The sequence below is a fragment of the Actinoplanes solisilvae genome (genome assembly GCF_003999975.1).
Classification (GTDB): Bacteria; Actinomycetota; Actinomycetes; order Mycobacteriales; family Micromonosporaceae; genus Actinoplanes; species Actinoplanes solisilvae.
The window spans coordinates 416,100-439,123 of the sequence record NZ_RJAC01000002.1; the positions used below are offsets into that span (position 1 = coordinate 416,100).

Sequence of the window (23,024 nt, forward strand, 5' to 3'; positions counted from 1 at the left end):
CACGCGGCAGAATAGAGGGATGCCACAACCGCTCGACGAAGCCCTGACCGAGGTTCGCGATCTGCTGCTCGCCCCCGATTTGACCCGTGCCGTCGCGGCCGGCCGCCGGCGCGGCCTCACCCCGTCGGTGACCAGGGCCGAGCTGCGGCCGGTGACGCTCAAGGGCGGCGCCCGGCTGCAGATCGTGACCGACGACGGCTCGCGGCCGTTCACGCGCAACGTGGCGCCTGGCGACGAGGCCTCGGCCGCGATCGACGAACTGCTGGCCGAGCCGTTCGGCAACTGGCACGTCGAGACGTCGTCGGTGACCTTGCAGCTGCGGGTCACCAAGAAGGGTGACGCCCAGGTGCACCGGGCGTCTGTTTCCGCTGCGCCGGCTTCCACAGGGGCGGCTTCCACAGCGTCGGCTTCCACTGCGCAAGATCACGACCGGCAGAAGCAGTGGCTGCTCGATCCGGGCGACCCGCTGTTCCAGGTCATCGGAGGCAACGCGGCCAAGCGGCGCCAAATCGACGCGTTCCTGCGGGCGCTGGCCGCCACCCTGCCCGACGAGCTGCCGTCCCCGCTGCGCGTGGTCGACCTGGGCTGCGGAAACGCGTACCTGACCTTCGCCGCCTACCGCTACCTGGCCGGGCGTGGCGTTCAGGTGCAGGTCGTCGGGGTCGACGTGCGAGAAGACCAGCGCGTACGCAACACCGCCGTCGCGGCCTCCCTGGGCTGCGCCGACGACGTGACCTTCGTGGCCGGGACGATCGAGGAGGCGGCTCTGCCGTTCGAACCCGATCTGGTGCTCGCGCTGCACGCCTGCGACACCGCCACCGACCAGGCGCTGGCCCGCGCGGTCGGCTGGAAGGCGCAGTGGACGCTGGCCGCGCCGTGCTGCCACCACGACATCGCGGCCCAGCTCAAGGGCCGTCCCGCCCCGGCGCCGTTCGGCGAGCTGACCCGGCACGCCATCATGCGCGAGCGCTTCGCCGACGTGCTCACCGACTCGTTGCGGGCCGCGCTGCTGCGTCTCAACGGCTACAAGGTCGAGGTCGTCGAGTTCATCGACTCGGCCCACACCCCGCGCAACCTGCTGCTGCGCGCCCGCCGCACCGACGCCGCTCCCACCGCGGCCCAGCAGTCCGAATACGAGGCCCTGACGTCGCAGTGGGGCGTTACCCCGGCCCTGGAGAAGATGCTCCCGTAGCTCTAGTCGATCTTCAGGGTCCAGGAAGCGGTGTGGACCTGACCGGCCACCTGGAAGTCGAAGAACATCCGGTAGCTGCCGCTGCTCGGCGCGGTCAGCCAGAACTTCACCCGGCCGTCGACGAGGAGCGGTTCCGGGTGGACGTGCACATAGGCGAGATCGCCTTCGCGCATGACGACGAGGTGGCCGAACGCGCCCAGGTAGGGGTCGAGGCGGGCCGCCGCGCCACCGGGGCCGGTGACCTGCATCAGGAGCGGCTGCGTGGCCTGCGTGTTCGGGGTGCCCTCGTACGAGACCGCGAAGCCGTCAGCATTATCGGTGCGCGCCGGCGCGGGAAGTGCCTGCGGCGCGTAGTTGCCCGCCACGGTCAGGTCGCCGCCCAGGGTGGTGGCGATCTGCTGCCCGCCGACGATCGCCGTGAAGTCGGCGATCATCCGGTAGCTGCCCGGCTCGGCGAGCGTCAGGTCGATTCCCCAGGTGCCGTCCGAGGCCATGGTCGGGTGCAGGTGCTGGAAGCCGGTCAGGTCGCGACGCACGACGACCAGGTGCAGGGGCTTGTCGTGCACGGTCGCGTAGGTCGTGACCGGCGCGCCGCCCGCCCCCTTGACGCGGAAGGCGAGCCGCTGCGCCTTGCCCGCCGTGAAGGTCGTCGTCTCGGGCACCAGCGTCAGCCCGCCCGAGCTGAGTGACAGGCCGCCCACGGCCGCGCCCATCGGCGTCGTGACGGCGGCCTGGCTCACCGTGCCGTCCGAGTTGTGCGCGTGCGGCTGGCTCTCGTCCATGACCATGCCGGGCATGGCCGCCCCGCTCGACGTGGGCGCGGGTGGCGCCGACGCCGAGGCGGTGGAGTTGTTCAACCGGCCCAGCCCGTAACCCGCGAAGAGCACGACGATGAGCACCGCCCCGAACGCGGCCAGCCGGAACCCGGCCCGCTCACCCACCGGTGTCTCGGCGCCGATCCCGACCGGGGCGTCGGCGTCGTTCTCGGCCGGTGGGTGATCAGGCATTCGCGAGCTCGTAGCCGGCCTCGTCGACCGCGGCGCGCACGACGTCGTCGGTGAGCGGGGCTTCGCTGGTCACGGTCACCGCGCCGGACGCGAGGTCGATCTGCACGTCGGCCACGCCCGGCAGCGTGGACAGTTCCCCGGTCACCGCTTGCACGCAGTGTCCGCAGGTCATGCCGGTCACGGTGTAGGTGCTGGTCACAGCCATGTCAGAAAGCCTTTCGGAAACGAGTCTCGCAGCGTCAGGAACGAACGAGCCGGGCGATCGCGTCGGACGCCTCTTTGACCTTGGCACTGGGGTCACCGGCGCGGGCCGCGTCGACGACGCAGTGGGCCAGGTGATCTTCGAGCAGGCCGACCGCCACCGCCTGGAGGGCGCTCTTGGCCGCCGAGATCTGCGTCAGCACGTCGATGCAGTAGGTGTCTTCGTCGACCATGCGCTGGAGCCCGCGGATCTGGCCCTCGATGCGCCGGAGGCGACCGAGCAGAGCGGCCTTGTCTCCCGAATAGCCATGCGGACCGTGCTGCGGTGTCGACTCATCGGACATGACGCCAGCATACCCCCTACCCGTATGGGCCGATGTCGTGGCTCGGGCGCTCAGCCCGCCACCGCCAGGGCCAGCGGCAGCACCCCCTCGGCGCCCGCTTTGCGCAGCGCGCGGCCGGCCAACGTCATCGTCCAGCCGGAATCGACCAGGTCGTCGACGAGCAGGACCGGGCCTGACAGCCCGGGTAGTTCGGCGGCGACCGCGGCGGGAACGGTGAACGCGTCGTGCAGCGCCCGCACGCGCTGGGCGCTGTTGCCCCGGGCGCCGGCCTCAGCGGAGGGCGTCACCTCGACCGTGCCGAGCAGCGGCAGCCGGCCGACCTTCGCGATGTGACCGGCCAGGGAGCCGATCAGCTCGGGATGGCGGGTCGACGAGAGCGCGACGACGGCCGCGGGGCGCAGTGCCCACGCGTCCTCACCGTGCGCCCAGTCTTTGAGGATCTCGACCACGGCACCGGCCAGGTCGTCGGAGATCGGCACGTCGGGCGACTCGGGACTGACGAGACCGCGCAACCGGCTGCCCCAGCCCAGGTCGGAGAGCCGGCCGACGGCCCGCCCCGGCTCGATCTGCTCGCTCGCCGCGATCTTGCCCTTTAGGCTGACGCCGACGGCGGCCAGGCCGGTGGGCCACATCTTCTTCGGGGCGATCACGACGCCCGGGTGGCCCAGGAACGCGTCGGCCGCGGCCAGCGCGGCGGTGGACACCTCGGCGTCGAACTGTGGCCCGGCACAGTTGTCGCATCGGCCGCAGGGCGCAGCCTCGGGATCGTCGAGGCAGCGGCGGAGGTATTCCATGCGGCAGCCGGTCGTCGACGCGTATTCGATCATCGTCTTCTGCTCGGCGTCGCGGGCCTCGGCGACCCGGCGCAGGCGGGCGGCGTCGTAGGTCCACGGCTCCCCCGTCGCCAGCCAGCCGCCGCGCGTGCGCCGGACGGCACCGTCCACATCGAGCACCTTGAGCATCATCTCGAGGCGGTTGCGGCGCAGGTCGACCAGCGGCTCGAGGGCCTGGGTGGAGGTCGGCCGCTCGGGCCAGAGAGTGGCCAGCACGGAGCGCACCTGCTCTTCCGGCGGGAAGGCGAGCGAGGCGAAATAGCGCCAGATAGCCGCGTCTTCACGGCCGGGCAGGAGCACCACCTCGGCGTGCTCGACGGCGCGGCCGGCCCGGCCGACCTGCTGGTAATAGGCGATCGGGGAGGGCGGGGCGCCCAGGTGCACGACGAAGCCGAGGTCGGGCTTGTCGAAGCCCATGCCGAGCGCGGAGGTGGCGACCAGGGCCTTGATCTTGTTGTCGAGCAGATCTTGCTCGGCCGCCCGGCGCTCGGCGTCGTCGACCTGGCCCGTGTAGGACGCGACCGGGAAGCCGCGAGAACGCAGGAAGTCGGCGGTCTCGGTGGCGGCGGCGACGGTGAGCGTGTAGATGATGCCGGAGCCGGGCAGCTGCTCGAGGTGGTCGGCCAGCCAGGCCAGCCGGTGCGCCGGGTTGGGCAGGTCGAGCACGGCCAGCCGCAGCGAGTCGCGCTCGAGCGGGCCGCGCAGCACCAGCGCGTCACCCAGCTGGTCGGCGACGTCAGCGGTCACGCGGGCGTTGGCAGTCGCGGTGGTGGCGAGCACGGGGGTGCGCCCCGGAAGCCCGGCCAGGAAGGTGCGCAGCCGCCGGTAGTCGGGGCGGAAGTCGTGACCCCAATCGGAGACGCAATGGGCCTCGTCGACCACGAGCAGGCCGGTCTCGGCGGCCAGGCCGGGCAGAACGTTGTCGCGGAAGTCGGGGTTGTTGAGCCGCTCGGGGCTGATCAACAGGACGTCGACCTCGCCGGCGCGGATCTCTCCCTCGATCTCGGACCACTCGTCGAGGTTGGCGGAATTGATCGTGCGGGCCCGGATGCCGGCGCGGGCGGCGGCGTCGACCTGGTTGCGCATGAGGGCGAGCAGCGGGGAGACGATGACGGTCGGCCCGGCCGGGGCGCCGCCCAGGGACGGGGTAGCGCCCTCGCGGAGCAGGGCGGTCGCCACGAAATAGACGGCCGACTTGCCCCACCCGGTGCGCTGCACGCAGAGCACGCGACGACGGTCGACGGTGAGCGCCTCGATGGCCCGCCACTGATCTTCACGGAGCACCGCGTGGTCGCCGGCGAGGCGGCGCAGCACCGCCTCGGCCCGCTCGCGCACCGCGGCACGATCGGCCGCGGTGGCACGATCGGCGGTGGCTCGCTCGGCTGGGACGGGGGCTGGCGTCGTCTCGGTCACCCGGCATGTCTATCAGCCCGGTCCGACAGAACCCGAGTTATCCACAGGCCGCCCGTCGTCCACAGGCAGCGGGAAAGGCTCGCGGCACCGGCTCGAACCCTCGCAGAATCGGGGGCATGTCGAATACCAATGCCGAAAAGCTGCTGATCCGACCAAATGCCATCGCGTGGTTGCCACAGGTGTTTCACAGGTGGCGCTCCAGGGTCGCTGCCTTGAGGGGCCGCCAGGCGGCTGCCCCGACCAGAGCCATCGCCGCGGCCGCGGTCCCATAGGTCGCCACCAGGCCATAGGCGGTGGCGACAAGACCGCCCAGCAGGGAGCCGAGAGCGGCTCCGCCGAGATCGAGGAAGGAGTAGACACCGGCGACACGGCCGTACATGGCGGGCGGCACGTCCCGCTGGCGAATCGTGGTCACCACGACACCCCAGACGGTGGTGTGGATGCCGAAGACGACGATCATCGCGGCGGCGATCCACGGTTCGCGGGTGAGGGTCAGGGTCGTGTGCAGGGCCACCTCGACGAGCAGGCCGGATCTCAACAGGGCCGCGGCGTTGACTCGGCGGATCAGGGGTGGCGCGACCAGGGTGCCGAGGAGGCCGCCAACCGCGAAGGCCACGAGCAACAGGCCGTAGCCGACGTCAGTCAGGCCCAGACGCTGGGCGGCGTAGAGGACGAAGATCGCGAAGGCGGCGCAGAAGACGACGTTGCCGACGGCCATCGTGACGGCCAATGTCCGCAGGATGCGATGGCGGAGCAGCCACCGCAGGCCGTCACCGATCTCGGCGAGCAAGCCGGGCCTAGCCGGCTCGGCCACGACGACCGGAGCCGACTGGGCTCCGGCTCCGGCTGGGGCGGCCGGTGTCGCGCGGTGGGGCGAGACCGCTCGGATTGTGGAGAGGAGGAGCGCGGAGACGGCGAAGGTCACCGCGTTGACGGCGAAGGGGGCCGCTGCGGCGAGGACGAAGAGCCAACCGCCCACGGGCTTCGCGGCGAACTGGTTGAGAAGGTTGAAGTTGGCGTACATCAAGGAATTCGCCCGGGGCCGCAGGGGCTCGGCGACGATGGCCGGCACGAAGGCAGCCGAGGCGGTGTCGGCCAGGGTCTCGCCCGTGCCGAGCAGGAAGAAGACGGCCAGGATGAGCGGGACGGTGGCCATGTCGGCGGCGGCCGCCGCGGCCAGGACGGCCAGGGTGCAGGCGCGCAGGACGTTGACGGCGACGACCAGGCGACGGCGGTCCAGGCGGTCGGCCCAGGCGCCGCTGATCAGGGCGAAGAGCAGCCACGGCAGTTGCTGGGCGAGGACCGCGCCGGCGACGGCGGCCGGGTTCGTGGTGATCGAGGCGACCAGCAGCGGGCCGGCCACCATGGTGATGCCGTCACCGAGGTTGGTGACGGCGGACGCGGTCCAGAGTTTCCAGAAATCCGCACCCAGCGGCGCGGCGTAGAGGGCACGCAAAAGAACTCCTCGAGCGAGGGAAACGGTCGGAAGCGACCGCCCCGAGGCGAGGAGTGACGTGAAAGGGCGCCCTAGCGGGCGGAGGCACGTCCTCGCGTCGAGGCGAAGACCGTCACCGAGGTGCGTTGCATGCGAACCCTCCGATCGGAAGGGGAACTGACCAGGGCCCACGATAACGGAATCCGGCAATCGGGCACGAGGGGCACGGGTTTCGGCGGACGGCATCGGGCGGCCCGTCCCTCGGGTCACAATCGGCACATGGGGCGGACGGAGCGAAACGGTCAGTTTGGCTCGCTTCGTATCGCCGGGCGGTATCGGCTCGTCGAGAAGCTGGGCACGGGCGGCATGTCCGAGGTGTGGCGGGGCTTCGACGAGACGCTCGGGCGGTCCGTAGCGGTCAAGGTGCTCTCGCCCCGGCTGGCCGGCGACCAGGTGTTCCGCGACCGGCTGCGGCAGGAGGCGCTGGCCGCGGCCCGGCTGTGCCACCCGCACATCACCGGCATCTTCGACTTCGGTGAGTCTCCGCTCGACGAGCGGCTGACGGTTCCGTACGTGGTGATGGAGCTGAACGACGGCGAGTCGGTGTCGTCGCGGATCACCCGGCGGGGGCCGCTGCCCTGGCGCGACGCCGTCACCGTGGCCGTCGAGGTCGCGTCCGCGCTGGCCACCGCCCACGCGCGCGGGGTGGTGCACCGCGACATCACCCCGGCCAACGTGATGCTCACCGGCGCCGGGGTGAAGGTCGTCGACTTCGGCATCTCGGCGATCGTCGGGGAGCGCGACGCCGCCCCGGACGGCAGCCTGCTCGGCACTCCCGCCTACCTCGCGCCGGAGCGGCTCGGGGGATCACAGGTGGCCACGGCGACCGACGTCTACGCCCTGGGCCTGCTGCTCTACCGCTCGCTCTGCGGCCGTCACCCCTGGCCCGCCGACAACACCGCCGAGGCGCTGCGCGCCCACCTCTACGCCGACCCGGACCCGTTGCCCCCGATCCCCGACCTGCCGCCCGTCGTCGCCGACCTGTGCCGGCGTTGCCTGAGCAAGGACCCCGCGGATCGTCCCAGCGCCGCCGACGTGGCTCGCGGCCTCGCCGCCACGGTCGGCATCCAGCCGATCATCCCGCCGGTCGTGGAACGCGGCGACGACGCACCCGAGACCGCGCGGGGCACGGCGGGCCCACCAGCGCTGGTCCCGCAAAGGCCCGGGGTGGGACGCGCCGTGCTCACCTATATGGGCCTGCCCGGCGGCAATCTAGGCCTGCCCGGCGGCAATCTGGGGCCGCGCCCGGCCGTCCGGGTGCTGCGGCTGCGTGCGGGCCTGCGTATCGGGTCCGCGCTCCGGCTCGGCGCTGCCCGCCCACTCGGCGGCGGCCTCTTCTCCGGGAGGTGGGCCCGCCGGAGGTCAGCCCACGGCTACCCCGTCGGCGGTGCAGCGCGCGGCCGCCAGCGAGCACAGGCCGCCCTGGTGACCCTGGCCGTCGTGGCGACGGCCGGCTTCGGATGGGCCGCGAGCCGGGACACTCCGGACGTGCAGAAGGCTCAAGCCGCCGGCACCGGAGTGGCGGCCGCCGGCCCGGCCGACGAGTCGGAATGCGCGGTTCGCTACCAGCTACGGCGTGATTCGGGCCGGGCCTATGAAGCCCAGTTGACCGTGGCGACGACCGAGGGGCTGGCCCGCGGGCCGTGGCGGCTGCAGTTCTCCTATCCGGGCACTCAGCGGCTCACCGGCCTTCCGAAGACGGTCACGCAGAAGGACCGGCGGGTGACCGCGAAGGGCCACGGCCGCTTGAAGGAGTTCACCCTGCGTGGCGAATACCACGACTACAACCCGCTGCCGCTGGCGTTTGCCGTGGACGGCGTGAAGTGCCGCGCGGAGGTGCTGGCGAGGGCGAGCCGCCGCGACCGCCTGCCACGAAATGAGAGCAGCGAACCTAAAAGCGGTCAGCCGGCCAGAAGCTGGTCGACGGGGGCGTAATCGTCGGTGAGGACCCGGGCGTCGTCGATGAAATCGGCCAGCGGCTGGTCGGTGAGCATCGTGCCCGGCTCGGCGGCCTTGGCCAGCCGGCGACGAATCTCGACGACGGGAAGCGGCGCGGCCGACGCCACGATGACGAAGTTGGCGCCCTCCGCACCGGCCAGGGCCGCGTCGCTGCTGATCACGGCGACGTGCGGGAAGACCGCCGCCACCGTGGCCAGTTCGGCGCGGATGAAGCGGTCCGGCGGGTAGTCGATGACGTTCTGCACGTAGATGCCGCCGGGCCGCAGAACCCGGGCGATGTCGGTCGCCATCTCCTCGGTGGCCAGGTGCCACGGCACGGTGAGGTGGCCGAACGCGTCGCCGACCACGAAGTCGTGCGACCCGGACGGCTGGTCGGCCACGCCGACCCGCGCGTCCCCGACCCGTACGCGAAGGTCTGAACCGGTCTCGAGGCCAAGCTTCTCGCGGTCGAGGTCGACCAGGCCGCCGTCGATCTCGATCACCAGTTGGTCGCTGCCGGGGCGGGTGGCGCGCAGGTAGTCGGGCATCGTGAAGCCGCCGCCGCCCAGGTGCAGCGCGTCGACCGGCCCCGACGGGAGCGTGTCGGCCACGGCCCCGATCCATTGGATGTAAGCGAACTCGAGGTTGCGCGGGTCGTCGAGGTCGACATAGGAGTGGCGTGCGGAGTTGAGGATCAGCTCGCGCCCGCCCGGCTCGGACGGATCTTCCTGCACTCGGGCGCAGTGATAGGCCGTCTCGACGTCGCACGGGGTCGGCGAGGCCACGCCCAGCCCGGCACCGACCAGCCCCACGGTCGCGATGACAGCGCGGGTGCGCGGCTTGCCCGGTAGCGGGGAGGCCTGACGGAGCCACCAGCCCAGGACAAGACCCGCCGCCGCCAGCAGCACCGCCAGAATGATGATGATCCAGCTCGACGGGACCGCCGCGACGAAGACGAAACCGGTCAGGAGCGTCGCCGTGATCGCCCCGAGAGTGCCGATGCTGGAGAGCCGCCCGACCACCGACCCCGTACGTTCGAGGTCGCTGAGCTGCAGTTTCACCACCATCGGGCTGACCGCTGAGAGCAGGAAGGCCGGGAGGAAGACGGCCAGGGCCGCGAGCAGGAGCACGGCGGGAGCGGCCCCGCCGCGCAGCACCTCGCCACCGAAGCGCACCAACGGCAGGGTCACGGCCGTGCCGACGGCCGCCAGCAGCAGGGCCGGGGCGAGCAGGGCCCGCGGATCGTAGCGGTCGGCGAGGCGGCCCCCGAGCCAGGTGCCGTACGCGATGGCGGCCAGCGAGATGCCGATGACCGAGCTGCTGACCTGCAACGTGACGCCGACGTAGGGCCCCACGAGACGCAGCGCCAGGATCTCGAGCACGAGGACGGCCCCGCTCGCCCCGAAGACCAGGGCGGTGGCAAGGCCGGACGGCAGGGCACGCGGCGGGTTTCCCATCCGCCGGATGCTATCGACCCCAACCTGACAGTTAGCTGTCCGCCACGGAGCGGCAGGCGAAAACCCGAAGGGCGGTGACCGAGCGACCCGATCTTGGTATACCGTGTGCCGCCGCGTAAACGGGGAGGTCAATACCTATGAGACGTTGGAAACGCACTGTCGGCATCGGAGCGGTCGTCGCGGCGGGAGCGGCATTGCTCGTCGTGCCGGCCGTGTCACAGGCCGGAGACAATCAGTTCAGCCCGCGGGCCGCCGCCGACGCGCCCGATCGGCTGAGCATCGTCGACGGCGGCAAGGGCCGCCACAAGCAATTCCGGTTCCAGGCGGGCAACGGTGACCCTCGCACGCCGTACGCCTTCGTCTCGGCCGACGGCGCCGTGCAGGCCCGTCGTCTCGATCGCGCGGGGGCTCCGGCGACGCGAGTGAAGACGGGGGTGTCCGCCGCCAAGGTCACCGCCGCGGCAGACACCTACCGGATCACGATCCGGATCGCCTCCGAGCAGCCAGCTTCGTACGCCCCGTTCATGAACATCTGGCGTCGTGACGCGAACTGGATGTACTACCCGGTCGCCACCGGACCGGGGTCCAACATCGGGACCGCCGACCTGCCGCCTGGCAGCTACTTCGTCGGCGCGCTCTACGGCCTCAACGCGGAGAACAACTACCTGCTGTCGGCGGCCTTCACCGTCACCTCCAAGGCACAGACGGTCGTGCTGGCCGAGAGCTCCGCCAAGGAGGCCGCGATCCGGGTCGACGACGCCACCGCCCAGATCGACAACAGCGTGATGTGGCTCAGCCTGCCTAACGGCGACATCATGGGCTACGGCGGCGCCTATCGCAGCCGCACCTTCATGACGCCGCCCTCGGTCGCCGGGATCCGGATGGGGCTGCGCCACATCCTGGTCAAGGCGGGCTCGTCCGGGGTCAAGCCGACGCCGTACCGCTACGACCTGGTGAAGGACTGGGCCGCGCCCTTCCCGACGTCACTGATCACGTCGGTCAAGACGGCGTCGCTGGCCAAGACGACGACCACGTTCGCGACGCCCGGCGCCAACCTCGACGGCTATTACATGTCGGTGTCCTCGTCGCCCGGCGGCGCCTACACCGCGACGAAGATGCGCTTCCCGGCGACCCTCACCGAGTTCGTGACGCCGGGCGTTTCCTTCTCCCGCATCACGGAGTACGGCACGGGTGAGTCGATCGACCTCGGCTCCCGGACCCTGCCGGCCGGCTCGTCGCCCGGGCAGACGGTCGGCGCGGGGCCGCTCGCCCCGATCCGGCGCACGGACGCGCCCACCACGCGCAAGGGAAACTACGTCTCCATCGGCGAGTACGCTGTGCTGGGCGACGCCGCGGGCAACATCGGGTATCTCACCCCGTTCCGTGACGGCAAGCTGACCACCCGGCTCAGCAGTGGCGGCACGGTCCTGAAGAGCGCCGAATCGGCCTTCATGACGGTTGCCGTGCCCGATGCCGAGCAGCAGTACGAGCTCGATCAGACGGTGACCCGCGAGGGCGGGCCGGCCGAGTTGTCCACCCGGGTCGACAGCCACTGGCAGTTCCGCTCGGGCTTCCAGCCGATGACAGCTGAGCTGCCGCTGATCGACGTGTCGGTGCGCGCCTCCGGGCTCGACCAGCACAACCGGGCCGCGGGGACGGTCGGGCTCACCCTCAAGGCGACCACGCGTGGCGGCCTGAACGCCCCGGCCGCCACCGTCGACAAGCTCGAATGGTCGCAGGACGACGGCCGCACCTGGACCACACTGGACGGTGCGAGCCTCGCGGTGCCGGGCACGGCGTCGTTCGTGTCCCTGCGCATCACGGCGAGCAACGCCGACGGCGGCAAGCTCACCCGGACGCTGCTGCACGCGTTCGCCGGTTCGAAGGCGCCCGGCGACGAGAAGGTCGGCGCCACGACGATCAGTAACGTCGTCGTCAATTCCGGCACGAACGTCATCGTCGGCACGGGCGGAGGGCTCGGGATCAGGGTCACGTTCACGGCGACCGACCCGTCCGGCATCAGCAACGGTGGTGTCCGGCTGTGGCACGGCAGCGCCACGGCTCCCGACGGTGTCGAGGTGGCCACCGCGAGCTGCACGGCCGCCGTCCCCACGGCCACCTGCACAGCGACCGTGAACGCCTACGAGGTCCGGCACTCGTTCGCGAGCAACGCGCTGGCCGGCGTCTGGCGCGTCGACGCCTGGGCGAACGCGGCGGACGGCACCAGCCGTGCCCGGCGGCCCGGCGCGGGCAGCGGCACTCTCGTGCGACGGATCTACCTCACGGCCGACGCCACGCCGGAACCCGCCAACAAGAACGCGACGATCACGGTCACCGGCAAGCTGACCCGCGCCGACTGGGGAACCGGCACGTACCTCCCGTACGCGGGTCGCACGATCGGGCTCCAGCGGGCCAAGGCCGGCTCCAGCACGTATGCCAGTGTCCAGGCCAAGGCCACCGACAGCCAGGGCGTCGTCCGGACCGCCGGGACGGCCTTCTACGACGCGACCTGGCGCTTGAGCTACCCCGGCGACGCGACGGGCAACGCGGTGATCAGTGCGGGCGATTACGTGGACGTTCGCTGAGATAAACGCGCGAAAGGGGCCGGGCTCACGCCCGGCCCCTTTCGCGCGTCAGGGATCAGAGCATGGACACATGGACGTGATTGGTGTGCTCGGCCGACGCGCCACCGGACCCGCTGTATCGCGACCATCCGTTGCCCGGCATCCAGATCTGCCGATACCAGATCACGTACATCACGCCGAGCCGGTCCGCGTTCTTCACGAAGTAGGCCGCGAGCCGATCCCCGTAAGCCCGGTCGTCGCCCGTGGCCGCCGAGGTCTTGAAGGTCGACCTGTTGGACGACATGTCGCAGGCCCGGCCCTTGGGGTGCTCGCCGGAACTCCGCTGGCTCCAGCACACCGTGTAACGCGTGAAGTCGGCCGCCTTGGCCTGTTTGTAGGCGTGCAGCGTGCGCGGCGTCAGGCAGCCGCCGTCGGCGGTCGGGTCGGAGATCGTGCATCGCTCGTCGGGCCACGACCCGTCCGAGTTGCGCGGCGCGGGCTTGGCCAGCGCCGAGTTCGCCGAGAGGAAGCCGCCCGAGGCGCCACCGCCGCCGATGCTGGCCAGCGCGATCTCGGCCTCTTTCTTCTTCTTGGTCAGGGTGGCGACCTGCTTGGTCTGCTCCCTGATCTCCTTGTCGATCGCCGCCTTGGCCGCCTTCGCCCGGTCGAGCTCGCCGCGGTAGCGGGTGAGGAGCTGCCCGTCGAGCTGAGCCATCATGTCGAGCCGTTCCATGCGCTCGAGGAAGATGTCGGGCGAGGTCGAGTCGAGCAGCATCGTCACCGAGCTGGGGCGGCCCAGGCGGTAGGAGCGGGTCGCGATCTCGGTGACCTGCTTCTCCATGCCCTTGGCGCCGGCCTCGGCCTGCTTGACCGTCGTTTGTAGCTGGACGGCCCGCTTTTTCGAGGTGGTCAGCTTCTGGATGGCGACGGCCTGGCCCTTGGCCGCGGACTCGAGCGCGCTGCGCAGCGTCTTGCTGTCACCCTCGTCGGGCGCGGCGTGGGCCACCCCGGTCGTCGCGGTCAGCACGAGCGCGCACGCTGCCAGCAGCAATACGAGCGCAATGCTGAGCCGGCGCTGGAAAACCGCCGCCACGGATTACCTCCCCATCGAAAGTGCGGGCAGACTCTACCGTGATACGCAAACCAGCGTCGGATCGATCAACTGGCCGAATAACCGCCGTCGACGAAGAGTGTCTGGCCCGTGACGGCGACGGCGGCCTGGCTGGCCAGGAAGACAGCACAAGCCCCGAAATCAGCCGGTACGCCATTTCTTCCGATCAGCGCGCGGGCGGCGTGCTTGGCCACGGTCGCCGGGTCGGCGAAGACGGGCTCTGTCAGTGGAGTGTGGACGACCCCGGGGGCGATCGCGTTGCAGCAGACGCCCTGCGCCGACCATGCCTCGGCCTGCGACCGCGTCAACCCGACGAGACCGGCCTTCGACACTCCGTAGGCGCCACTGTTGCCGTACGCCCGGAAGGCCTGTTGCGAGACGACGTTGATGATCCGTCCCCAGCCGCGCTCGGCCATCAGCGGCCCGAAGGCTTGACCGAGCAGGAACGGGGCGGTCAGGTTGGCCGCCATCGTGACGTCCCAGTCGTCCTCGGTGAGCTCACCCAGCGGCGGACGTCGATTGACCGCGGCCGAGTTGACGAGCACGTCCGGAGCCCCGTACGCCGAAAGGGTCTGCTCGATCACCCGGGTGACGGACGCACGATCGGCGAGGTCGGCCGAGATCGCGTGCCCCTCCGCGCCGAATCCGCGCAACTCCTCGATCACCTCGGCCATCAGTGCCGGACGGCGCGCCACCAGCACGACACGCGCTCCGGCCCGGCCCAGCGCGACGGCCATCGCCCGTCCAATGCCCGAACTGCCTCCGGTCACCATCGCGGTCCGGCCGTTCAGACCGAAGACACTTTCCAGGTACGCCGACACGCGCGCTACAGGATCGAGGTGTCGGGGAAGAGTGTGTCCCGGACCGTACGCCAGATGTCGTCGTTCGCGGCGACGAGCATCCCGCGCTCGCTGTCGGTCGGGTGGTAGGGCGTGCCGTCGAGGTGCAGCACGGAGCCGCCGGCCTCGCGGATGATCAGCGAGCCGGGCACGTGGTCCCACGGCAGGATGCGCCAGAACAGCGCGAACTGCTGCTCGTCGATCGCGACGGCCGGGTATTCGTAGCCCGCGCAGTGCTTCCCGGCGGTGACCTCGCCGAGCGCCGGAGCGTTCGCGGTGGCCACCATCCGCAGGTGTTCGGGCAGGTAGCGGCTGGCCACGACGCCGCGCAGGGCCGCCGCGCCGGGGTCGTCGGTGCGGGTCTTGACGCGTACGCCGTCGCGGTAGGCACCCGAACCGGCCTCGGCCACCGTGAGGTGATCGTCGACCGGGTCGAGGATCCACGACGCGACCGTTTCGCCGTCACGGACCAGCGCCACCATCACCGCGAACGGGGTCTTGCCGGCGGCGAAGTTGTTCGTGCCGTCGACCGGGTCGACGATCCACACCGCGCCGCCGTTGCTCAACCGGTCGAGCACGCGAGGGTCGGCCGCGACCGCTTCCTCACCGACCACGACCGAGCCGGGCAGCAGGGCGGTCAGGCCCCGGGTCAGGGCCTTCTCGGACTCCTGGTCGGCGATGGTGACCAGGTCACCGGGCGCCTTCTGGACGATCTCGTCGGAGGCGAGGTGGCGGAAGCGCGGCAACACGACCGTGGCCGCGACCTCGCGAACGAGTTCGGCGACCTGATCAAGCACGCGGCGGCAACTTCACGACGCTGACGAAGAACTCGTCGATCTGCCGGATCACGGTGATGAACCGTTCGAAGTCGACCGGCTTGGTCACGTACGCGTTCGCGTGCAACTGGTAGCTGCGCAGGATGTCCTCGTCGGCGGCCGAGGTGGTGAGCACGACCACCGGGATGCGGCCCAGGTCGGCGTCCTTCTTGATCTCTTCAAGAACCTCGCGGCCGTCGCGCTTGGGCAGGTTGAGGTCGAGCAGGATGAGGTCGGGACGCACGGCGTTCGCGTAGTCGCCCTCACGCCGCAGGTAGGCCAGCGCCTCGGCGCCGTCGGAGACGACGTTGAGCCGGTTGCGGACCTTGTGTTCCTCGAACGCCTCCTGGGTCATCAGCACGTCGCCCGGATCATCCTCGACCAGCAGCACCTCGATCGGCGTGCCGTCGGCTCGCATCGCAGCCGTCATGCCGTGACCTCTTTCCTCAACTCCTGTGCCGGGACGGCGGGTTCCTCGTTCGCCGGCCCCGGCAGAACCGGGAGGGTGAACCAGATCGACGTGCCCTCCTCAACCTCGAGGTCGAGCCAGATCCGTCCGCCATGGTATTCGACGATCTTCTTGACGATGGCCAGGCCGATGCCGGTGCCCTCGTAGGCGTCGCGTGCGTGCAGCCGCTGGAAGATCACGAAGACCTTGTCGGCGAACTCGGCCTCGATGCCGATGCCGTTGTCGCGCACGTTGACCCGCCACTCACCGCCGTCACGTTCGGCGCTCACCGTGATCAGCGGGGGCACGTCGGGCCGCCGGAACTTGAGCGAGTTGCCGATGAGGTTGACGAAGAGCGTGGTGAGCAGCGGCTCCTCCCCCTCGACGGTGGGCAGACCGGACCAGGTGATCTCGGCGTCCTCGCCGGCCCGCACCTCGAGCTGCGACCTGACCTCGGTGAGCACCCGGTTCAGGTCGACCTCGGTGAAGCCGGCGGTGAGACGGCCGATGCGCGAGAAGGCGAGCAGGTCGTTGATCAGACGCTGCATCCGCTGGGCGCCGTCGACGGCGAAGGCGATGTACTGATCGGCGCGCTCGTCGAGCTGCCCGGCGTAGCGCCGCTGCAGGAGCTGGCAGAAGCTCGCCACCTTGCGCAGCGGCTCCTGCAGGTCGTGCGACGCGACGTAGGCGAACTGCTCGAGGTCACGGTTCGACCGGGTCAGCTCCTCAGCCTGCACCTTGAGCTGGTCGTTGACCCATTCGATCTGGGCGCGGGCCTCGCGCACCTCGGCCAGCTCGGCGGCGATCTTCTGCCGCATGCCGTCGACGTCGTCGGCCAGGGCGGCCAGCTCGGGTGAGCCGCGGCTCTCGATGTGCTTGTCGTAGTCGCCGTCGGCGACCTCGCGCACCTGCTCGGCAAGCTCGGTCACGGGGCGGCTGACCATGCGGTCGAGCAGCAGCAACAGCGCCGACCCGGCCAGGATGATGATGGCGGCGGCGGCGATCTGGATCGCCACCATGGTGCGGCTGCTCTCCTTCGCCGCGTTCGCGGATTTCGTCCGCAGGACCTGGATGTCGTCCTGCATGTCGGCGATCGCCCGGCGCAACGCGTCGAACTGCGCGGTCGACGTGCCCTTGAGCCGATCCTGACCGGCCTGGGTGCCGTCGGCGCGGATGACCGCGATCACCGGCTCGGCGACTTCCCGGTGCCAGGCCGCGGCGGCCTGCTGCACCTCGACCAGCTCGTCGCGGATGTCGTTGTCGTCAGGGTGCAGGTAGCTCTCGACGCGGGCGACGAGGCGCTGTTCGTCGGCCAGACCCTGGGTGTACGGCTTGAGGTTGTCCTCGTCGCCGGTGATGGCGAACCCGCGGATGCCCGTTTCCTGGTCGACATAGGCCGTGTTGAGCGCCTCGCCCGCGGCTCGCATCGGGCTGGCCCGGTTGAGCACGTCGTCGAGCTGGCGGTTGTTCTGGGCGGCGGTGATCGCGGCGAAGGCACCGAGCGCGCTGAGCAGCACCCCGACCGTGATGCAGAGGGCCGCGATCCGCCGGCGCAGCGTCCAGGTGCGCAGGTCGAAGACGCTCACCGGCCGTTCCCCCGCGAGATCAGCAGCATCGCGACGTCGTCGGCGAGCGGGCCGCCGTTGGCGTGCTCGGCCCGGCCGACCAGCCAGGCGGGCAGGGCGGCGAGGGGCACCGCGCGGGCGGCGGGCTCGGCGAGCAGGCCGCGCAGCCCGTTGACGTCGAGTCGTTCGTGGGCGACGCCGGTGTGGCCCTCGATCAGGCCGTCGGTATACATCAGCAAGGACCAGTCATCTCCCGAGAACTCCACCTCGGTAGCCGGGGTGGGCCTCGGACTTACCCCGAGGACGATGCCGTTACGCGCCTCGACCGGGGCGACCCGGCCACCCGAGAGCAGCACCGGGGGCGGGTGGCCGGCGAGGCGTACGACCGCCTTGTTGCCGGCCAGGTCGAGCGTGACGGAGGCGACGGTCGCGAAGACCTCGCGGGCCCGGCGCTCGCTCATCAGCACCTGTTCGAGCGAGCCGAGGATCAGGTCGTCGTGCACGCCGGCCAGCACCAGGGCGCGCCAGGCGACCCGGAGCTCGACACCGAGTGCCGCCTCGTCGACCCCGTGGCCGCAGACGTCGCCGACGATCACGTGCAGCTTGTCGTCGCCGACCTGCACGACGTCGAAGAAGTCGCCGCCGAGCAGGCCCAGTGCCCGGCCGGAGCGATAGAAGGTGTGCACCGCCACCTGGTCGGTGGACATCAGCGGCTGGGGCAGCAGACCGCGTTCGAGGCGGGCTGACTCGGCCTGGCGCAGCTCGATCTCGCGCAGGCGCTGCGAGTTCTCGTCGGCGCGCTTGCGCTCGACCGCGTAGCGCAGCGCCCGGGTCAGCAGGACGCCGTCGACCTGGCCCTTGACCAGATAGTCCTGGGCCCCCTCGGCGACCGCGGCGACACCGAGGTGTTCGTCGGAGCGGCCGGTCAGCACGCAGACCGCGGCGCTGCCGGCCACGGCGAGCAGCTTGCGCAGGCCGTCGATGCCCTCGGCGTCGGGCAGACCGAGGTCGAGCAGCACGCAGTGGATGCCGTGCAGCAGGCCGCGGGCCTCGCGCAGGGTCGTGGCCACTCGCAGGTCGAACGGCGCCTCGGCCTCGGTGAGCAGCTCACGCACCAGGAAGGCGTCGCCCTCGTCGTCCTCGACCAGCAGGACGCTCAACCGCTCCTGAAGGACAGGCGTGACCGAGCGCTCAGTCATGCCGTACCCCCCGCTCGTAGTCCCGCTGATAGTTCCCCACCGACGCCCGCCGCACAACACCGGCTCAGCCTCACGAGGCGTCCTCGGCGGCGACCCGGCGGGCGTGGTCGGCGATGACCTGACCGAGGATGCCATGCAGCCGTCCGCAGTCGGGGCAGTGCAGGTTCTCGTCGAGGTGGCGGCCACCACAGCCGACGCAGGCGCCGCGGTCTTCCGGGTCGCGGTAGGCGGCCAGGGCCTTGCACATGGCGCGGATCACGTGGTCGCTGACGGCGAAGGTGCCCTCGCCCAGGGCGGTGCGCACGCCGACCATCGCGACCGGCATGGCCTCGGGGTGGGGATCGTAGGGGGCGACGGCGTCGATGAAAGCGGCCACGACGGCGGCGGGGTCGATGGGCGTGCTCACCCCGACAACGCTAGGGCACGCCGTAAAAGATCTTCGGGCTACCCGGCGTCGTACCCAAGCGCTTAGATGTCACCCATGCGTGCTCCCTCGATCACCGACCCGGTTCACCGGGCCTCGGCCGCTCTCCTCGCCGTGGTGGTCCTCGTGCTGGCCGGTCTCGCCGGCGTCTGGTCGGTGCGGCCACCGGCGGCGCGGCCCGCCTCGGCCCCGGCCGGCGAGTTCAGCGCCGGCCGCGCGTTCCAGCAGGTCGAGGCGATCGCCACCCGCCCCCACCCGGTCGGCAGCGCCGCGCAGGACGATGTGCGCGAACATCTTCTGACCACGCTGCGGGGCCTGGGTCTGTCGCCCGAGGTGCAAGACACCGTGTCGATCGAGGGGGCCGGGCTGTCGTCGAGCGCGGGCGGCACCGGGCTCGCCCGGGTACGCAACGTCATCGCGACGATCCCGGGCTCCGACTCCACCGGCCGCCTCTTCCTCATCGCCCACTACGACTCGGTGCAGGGCGGTCCGGGCGGCAACGACGACGCCGCGGGCACGTCGACGATCCTCGAGACGGCGCGGGCGCTGCTGGCCGGCCCCAAGCTGCGCAACGACGTGGTGCTGGTGTTCACCGACGGCGAGGAGGCCTGTCTCTGCGGGGCGAAGGCGTTCGTCGACCAGCACCCGCTGGCTCGCGACGGCGGGGTCGCGCTCAACTTCGAGGCCCGCGGCAGCAGCGGCCCGGCGATCATGTTCGAGACCTCCGAGGGCAACGCGGGCCTGGTCGAGGCCTACAGCTACGCGACCAAGCCGGTCGGCACGTCGTTCGCCGTCGAGATCTATCGGCTGATGCCCAACGACACCGACTTCACCGCCTTCCGCGAGGCCGGGTTCGCCGGGCTGAACACCGCCTACATCGACGGCGCGGCCGTCTATCACGGGCCGACCGACACTCCCGCGTCGATGAACCGCGACAGCCTGCAACACCACGGCGAGAACGCCCTTGCCGTGGTGCGTGAGCTGGGCGGGCGCGACCTCGACGCGCTCAAGAGGACCGGCGGCGAAGATGCGACCTACTTCCCCGCGCCCGGCTTGCTGGTGCGTTACCCGGGTTCGCTGGTCTGGCCGATCGCGGCGCTGGCCGTCGTGGCGGTCGTGGCGCTGGCCTGGCGGGCGCGCCGCCGCGGGCTGATCACGGGCCGCCGCCTGGTCGCCGCCGGGGCGCTGACCCTGGTGCCGATCGTGCTCGCGCCGCTGCTGGCCCAGGTGCTCTGGTTCCTGCTCCAGCTCGTGCGCCCTGAGTACGCGGCCATGCCGATCGACCCCTACCGCCCGGGCATGTACCGGCTGGCCGTGATTTTCCTGGCCGCGGCCGTGGTGCTCGGCTGGTTCGCGCTGCTGCGCCGCCGGATCGGCCCGGCCGCCCTGGCGATCGCCGGGCTCGGCTGGCTCGCCGTGCTCGGCGTGGTGCTGGCCGCGTTCGTGCCCGGCGGCTCCTACCTGGCCGCCCTGCCCGCCCTGGCCGGGGCGCTGACCGGCCTGGTCGCGGTGGGCCGGCGAGGCTGGCTGCCCGTGGTCGCGGTGACCCTCGGCGGCGTCGTCTCGACCCTGATCCTGCTGCCGACCGTGGTCATGCTCTTCCCCGCGCTGGGGCTGGGCATGGGCGCCGCCGGAGCCTTCCTCACCGTGCTGCTCGGCCTCGCCCTGCTCCCGGTGGTCGACCTGATCCACCCGAAGGCCGGTGGGCAGCGAGGGCTCGAAGCGCTGCGCGGCCGGCGCCTGGGTGCCCTGCCCGCCCTGGCCGTCTCGGTCGCGGCCCTCGTCCTCACCGGCGTCGGCCTGGCGGTCGACCGGTTCGACAGCGAGCGACCGGCGCTGACCCAGCTCATGTACGCGCTCGACGCCGACGACAACACCGCCCGGTGGGTCAGCGAGGAGTCCGCCGTGCAGGACTGGACGAGTCAATTCGTCGACGGCGACCCGCGCCGAATCGACGACTCGATGCCGTCATTCGGGCAGGAGGAGGTGCGCACCGGCGAGGCGCAGGCCGCGACCGTGCCCGCGCCCCTGCTGACGGTCGAGTCGGACACCCGCACCGGCGCCACCCGCACGCTGAAGATGCGCCTGACCCCGCAGCGGCAGGCCCGGCTGGTCACCCTGCACGTGGCCCGCGCGACGCCGGTCGAGTCGGCGACGGTCGAGGGGCGTCCGGTGCCGGTGCGGGCCGTGACCGAGGGCGAGTGGGGCTTCGGGTTCGTCTTCCACGCCCCGCCGCAGGACGGTGTCGAGGTCACGCTGACCGTGCGCGCGACCGGTCAGGTGCGGTTCCGGGCGATGGACGGCAGCGACGGCCTCAGCGGCGTACCCGGCTTCAAACCGCGACCGGCGGGCGTCGACGTCGTCGGCTCCCACACGAGCGAGCTGCTGGCGGTGGCCAAGACCTACACGTTCTGAGGCGGCAGGCGCACGACGAACTCGGCGCCCTGGCCGAGCCGGCTGCTGACGTCGATCGTGCCGCCGTGGGCCTCCACCAGTTTGCGGCTGATGGCCAGGCCCAGGCCGCTGCCGCCGGTGGTGCGGCTGCGCGACTCGTCGGCCCGCCAGAAGCGGTCGAAGACGCGGGAGAGGTGCTCGGGGGCGATCCCGGCGCCGGTGTCGCGCACCGCGATGGTCGTGCCGTGCGCGGCGACCGTGACCGTCCCGCCGGGTGGGGTATGCCGGATGCCGTTCGAGACGAGGTTGCCGATCACCTGGCGCAGCCGCACCGCGTCGGCCCGTACGACCGGTTCGCCCTGGACGTCGATCGTCAGCGTCACGCCGGCCGCCCGAGCACCCTCGCGATGGCTCTCCACCACCTGGGTCACCAGGTCACGCACGGCGGTCGGCGCCGCATGCACCCGCAGCGTGCCCGCGTCGGACGCGGCCAGATCGCCCAGGTCGTCGATGATGTGCTGAAGCTGCGTCGCCTCCTCGTGCAGCAACGCGAGCAGCTGGCCATCGGTGGGGGCGAGGTCGTCCTGGGCCGCCTCGAGCCAGCTGCGGATGTTGGTGAGCGGGGTACGCAACTCGTGGGCCACGTCGCCGACCATCGCCCGGCGCTGCGCCTCGGCCCGGTCGCGCCGCTCGACCGAGGCGTTCAGCGCGCGGGCCAGATAGCCGATCTCGTCGCGCCCGCCGACCGCGACCGGGGCCTGCCGGTCGGCCGCCTCGGTGAGCGCCCGCAGCGGCCCGACCAGGCGACGTCCGATCAGGACGGTGGCCGCGATGGTGGCGAGCAGGACCGCGCCGGTCACCCCGATGATCCGTACGGTGTTCTCCCGCGACAGGGTGAAGGTGGTGCGGTCGACGCCCTGGCCGGGGTCGGTGACGAAGAGCAGGGCGGGCGGGGCGACGTACGGCTGAAGCTGGGTGCGGCGCGATTTCTCCAGACAGGACCGCAGCCGCGGGGTGATGGGCGGGCCGCCGACCTGCTCGGCCGGGACCGGGCGCGGGATGACTGCCACCGCGCTCAGCACTGGAGTGAAGTCAGGACCGATCTTGAGCTGAGTCGACGCGTCGAGCCCGGCGCATCGGGCGGTGGCCCTGGCCAGCGACGTCAACGCCTTCTGCTCGCGTGCTGTCACCAGGTCGGTCGTGAGCCCGCGGCACCGGGTCCGCAGGTCGCTCGGCGTGCCCGGGGCCGGCGTCACGGTCGACCGTCCGCTCGGGCTCTCGGTGATCCGCCCGTCGAGGTCGGCCCGGCGCAGGCAGGCGACCTCGTCGTCGGCCGCCTTGCGCAGGATGGCGCGCTCGGCCGAGGTCAGCCGGTAGGGACCCGTCGCCCGGGAGTCGATCCGCGCGGAACCGGCGGTGAGGCCAAGGTCGAGATTGAGCGGGTCGACCACCGCCGACGGCCGGGCCACCCGCAGCGACGCCCCGGGCGCGGACTCGACGATCACCTGCCGGTCCTCTGTGGTCAGGGTGATCCGCCGGTCGAGCTTCGCGGCCCGGGCGTTGATCAGCGTGGCCACGCCCGACCAGTCCGGGTGGGTGGCCGCGTAGGCGACCAGCATGTCGTAGACGCCCTTGTCGTCGGTGAGCGAGCGCCCCTGCTCCTGGTTGATCGCCCGGGTCGCGGTGCGGGTGGCCAGCCAGGCCGTCGACACGGTGGCGGCGATCGCGATCAGCACCGAGGTGACCAGCAGGCGGGTGACCAGGCTGTGCCGCACAGGCACGCGG

The 23,024-nt window shown here is 71.5% G+C and carries 18 protein-coding genes; 4 read left to right on the forward strand and 14 right to left on the reverse strand.

Annotated features, from left to right (window positions below; translation table 11 throughout):
• The first annotated feature begins 19 nt into the window (after positions 1-19).
• Complete coding sequence (locus tag EER30_RS08855; RefSeq protein ID WP_127499844.1) at positions 20-1,192, forward strand: class I SAM-dependent methyltransferase; 1,173 nt, start codon at positions 20-22, stop codon at positions 1,190-1,192.
• A gap of 2 nt (positions 1,193-1,194) precedes the next feature.
• Here EER30_RS08855 and EER30_RS08860 read toward each other — a convergent pair whose 3' ends face one another.
• The 5 genes from EER30_RS08860 to EER30_RS08880 form a co-directional block, all read right to left on the reverse strand.
• Positions 1,195-2,199, reverse strand: coding sequence for a DUF8832 domain-containing protein (locus EER30_RS08860; protein ID WP_240669894.1), 1,005 nt, complete (start codon positions 2,197-2,199; stop codon positions 1,195-1,197).
• Positions 2,192-2,404, reverse strand: a complete 213-nt coding sequence (locus tag EER30_RS08865; RefSeq protein WP_127499845.1) for a heavy-metal-associated domain-containing protein — start codon at positions 2,402-2,404, stop codon at positions 2,192-2,194. Before EER30_RS08865 ends, EER30_RS08860 begins: the two co-directional genes overlap by 8 nt.
• Before the next feature lie 34 nt (positions 2,405-2,438).
• On the reverse strand, positions 2,439-2,744 hold the full coding sequence (locus tag EER30_RS08870) for a metal-sensitive transcriptional regulator (RefSeq protein WP_127499846.1): 306 nt from the start codon (positions 2,742-2,744) through the stop codon (positions 2,439-2,441).
• A 50-nt stretch (positions 2,745-2,794) separates the two neighbouring features.
• Positions 2,795-4,912, reverse strand: coding sequence for a RecQ family ATP-dependent DNA helicase (locus EER30_RS08875; protein WP_127500243.1), 2,118 nt, complete (start codon positions 4,910-4,912; stop codon positions 2,795-2,797).
• A 262-nt stretch (positions 4,913-5,174) separates the two neighbouring features.
• Positions 5,175-6,446, reverse strand: coding sequence for an MFS transporter (locus tag EER30_RS08880; protein WP_127499847.1), 1,272 nt, complete (start codon positions 6,444-6,446; stop codon positions 5,175-5,177).
• Between the two features lie 258 nt (positions 6,447-6,704).
• Between EER30_RS08880 and EER30_RS08885 the strand changes: the two genes are divergently transcribed.
• Complete coding sequence (locus EER30_RS08885) at positions 6,705-8,420, forward strand: serine/threonine-protein kinase (protein WP_127499848.1); 1,716 nt, start codon at positions 6,705-6,707, stop codon at positions 8,418-8,420.
• On the opposite strand, the gene EER30_RS08890 is transcribed toward EER30_RS08885, so the two are convergent.
• Positions 8,387-9,880: a fused MFS/spermidine synthase gene (locus EER30_RS08890; protein ID WP_127499849.1), complete on the reverse strand. Its 1,494-nt coding sequence runs from the start codon at positions 9,878-9,880 to the stop codon at positions 8,387-8,389. The genes EER30_RS08885 and EER30_RS08890 overlap by 34 nt on opposite strands.
• Positions 9,881-10,017: 137 nt before the next feature.
• Between EER30_RS08890 and EER30_RS08895 the strand changes: the two genes are divergently transcribed.
• Positions 10,018-12,465, forward strand: coding sequence for a hypothetical protein (locus EER30_RS08895; RefSeq protein ID WP_127499850.1), 2,448 nt, complete (start codon positions 10,018-10,020; stop codon positions 12,463-12,465).
• A gap of 55 nt (positions 12,466-12,520) precedes the next feature.
• Here EER30_RS08895 and EER30_RS08900 read toward each other — a convergent pair whose 3' ends face one another.
• From EER30_RS08900 to EER30_RS08930, 7 genes are all read right to left on the reverse strand, one after another.
• On the reverse strand, positions 12,521-13,537 hold the full coding sequence (locus EER30_RS08900; RefSeq protein ID WP_127499851.1) for a coiled-coil domain-containing protein: 1,017 nt from the start codon (positions 13,535-13,537) through the stop codon (positions 12,521-12,523).
• A gap of 65 nt (positions 13,538-13,602) precedes the next feature.
• Positions 13,603-14,376 carry an SDR family NAD(P)-dependent oxidoreductase gene (locus EER30_RS08905; RefSeq protein ID WP_240669895.1) on the reverse strand — a complete coding sequence of 258 codons (774 nt, stop codon included), beginning with the start codon at positions 14,374-14,376 and terminating at the stop codon, positions 13,603-13,605.
• A gap of 5 nt (positions 14,377-14,381) precedes the next feature.
• The gene (locus EER30_RS08910; protein ID WP_127499852.1) at positions 14,382-15,191 is read right to left on the reverse strand and encodes an inositol monophosphatase family protein; all 810 of its coding nucleotides are present in this window, start codon (positions 15,189-15,191) and stop codon (positions 14,382-14,384) included.
• Entirely contained in the window at positions 15,184-15,639 is a 456-nt protein-coding gene (locus tag EER30_RS08915) for a response regulator (protein WP_127499853.1), read from the reverse strand. Before EER30_RS08915 ends, EER30_RS08910 begins: the two co-directional genes overlap by 8 nt.
• On the reverse strand, positions 15,636-17,243 hold the full coding sequence (locus EER30_RS08920) for a sensor histidine kinase (RefSeq protein ID WP_127499854.1): 1,608 nt from the start codon (positions 17,241-17,243) through the stop codon (positions 15,636-15,638). The genes EER30_RS08915 and EER30_RS08920 overlap by 4 nt, the downstream gene beginning before the upstream one ends.
• Positions 17,240-18,421 carry a PP2C family protein-serine/threonine phosphatase gene (locus tag EER30_RS08925; protein ID WP_127499855.1) on the reverse strand — a complete coding sequence of 394 codons (1,182 nt, stop codon included), beginning with the start codon at positions 18,419-18,421 and terminating at the stop codon, positions 17,240-17,242. Before EER30_RS08925 ends, EER30_RS08920 begins: the two co-directional genes overlap by 4 nt.
• 70 nt (positions 18,422-18,491) lie before the next feature.
• On the reverse strand, positions 18,492-18,827 hold the full coding sequence (locus tag EER30_RS08930; protein WP_127499856.1) for a hypothetical protein: 336 nt from the start codon (positions 18,825-18,827) through the stop codon (positions 18,492-18,494).
• Positions 18,828-18,902: 75 nt separating this feature from the next.
• Here EER30_RS08930 and EER30_RS08935 point away from each other — a divergent pair, with 75 nt between their 5' ends.
• On the forward strand, positions 18,903-21,260 hold the full coding sequence (locus EER30_RS08935; protein WP_127499857.1) for a M28 family peptidase: 2,358 nt from the start codon (positions 18,903-18,905) through the stop codon (positions 21,258-21,260).
• Here EER30_RS08935 and EER30_RS08940 read toward each other — a convergent pair.
• Positions 21,248-23,020 carry a sensor histidine kinase gene (locus tag EER30_RS08940; protein ID WP_127499858.1) on the reverse strand — a complete coding sequence of 591 codons (1,773 nt, stop codon included), beginning with the start codon at positions 23,018-23,020 and terminating at the stop codon, positions 21,248-21,250. The genes EER30_RS08935 and EER30_RS08940 overlap by 13 nt on opposite strands.
• Between the last annotated feature and the right edge of the window lie 4 nt (positions 23,021-23,024).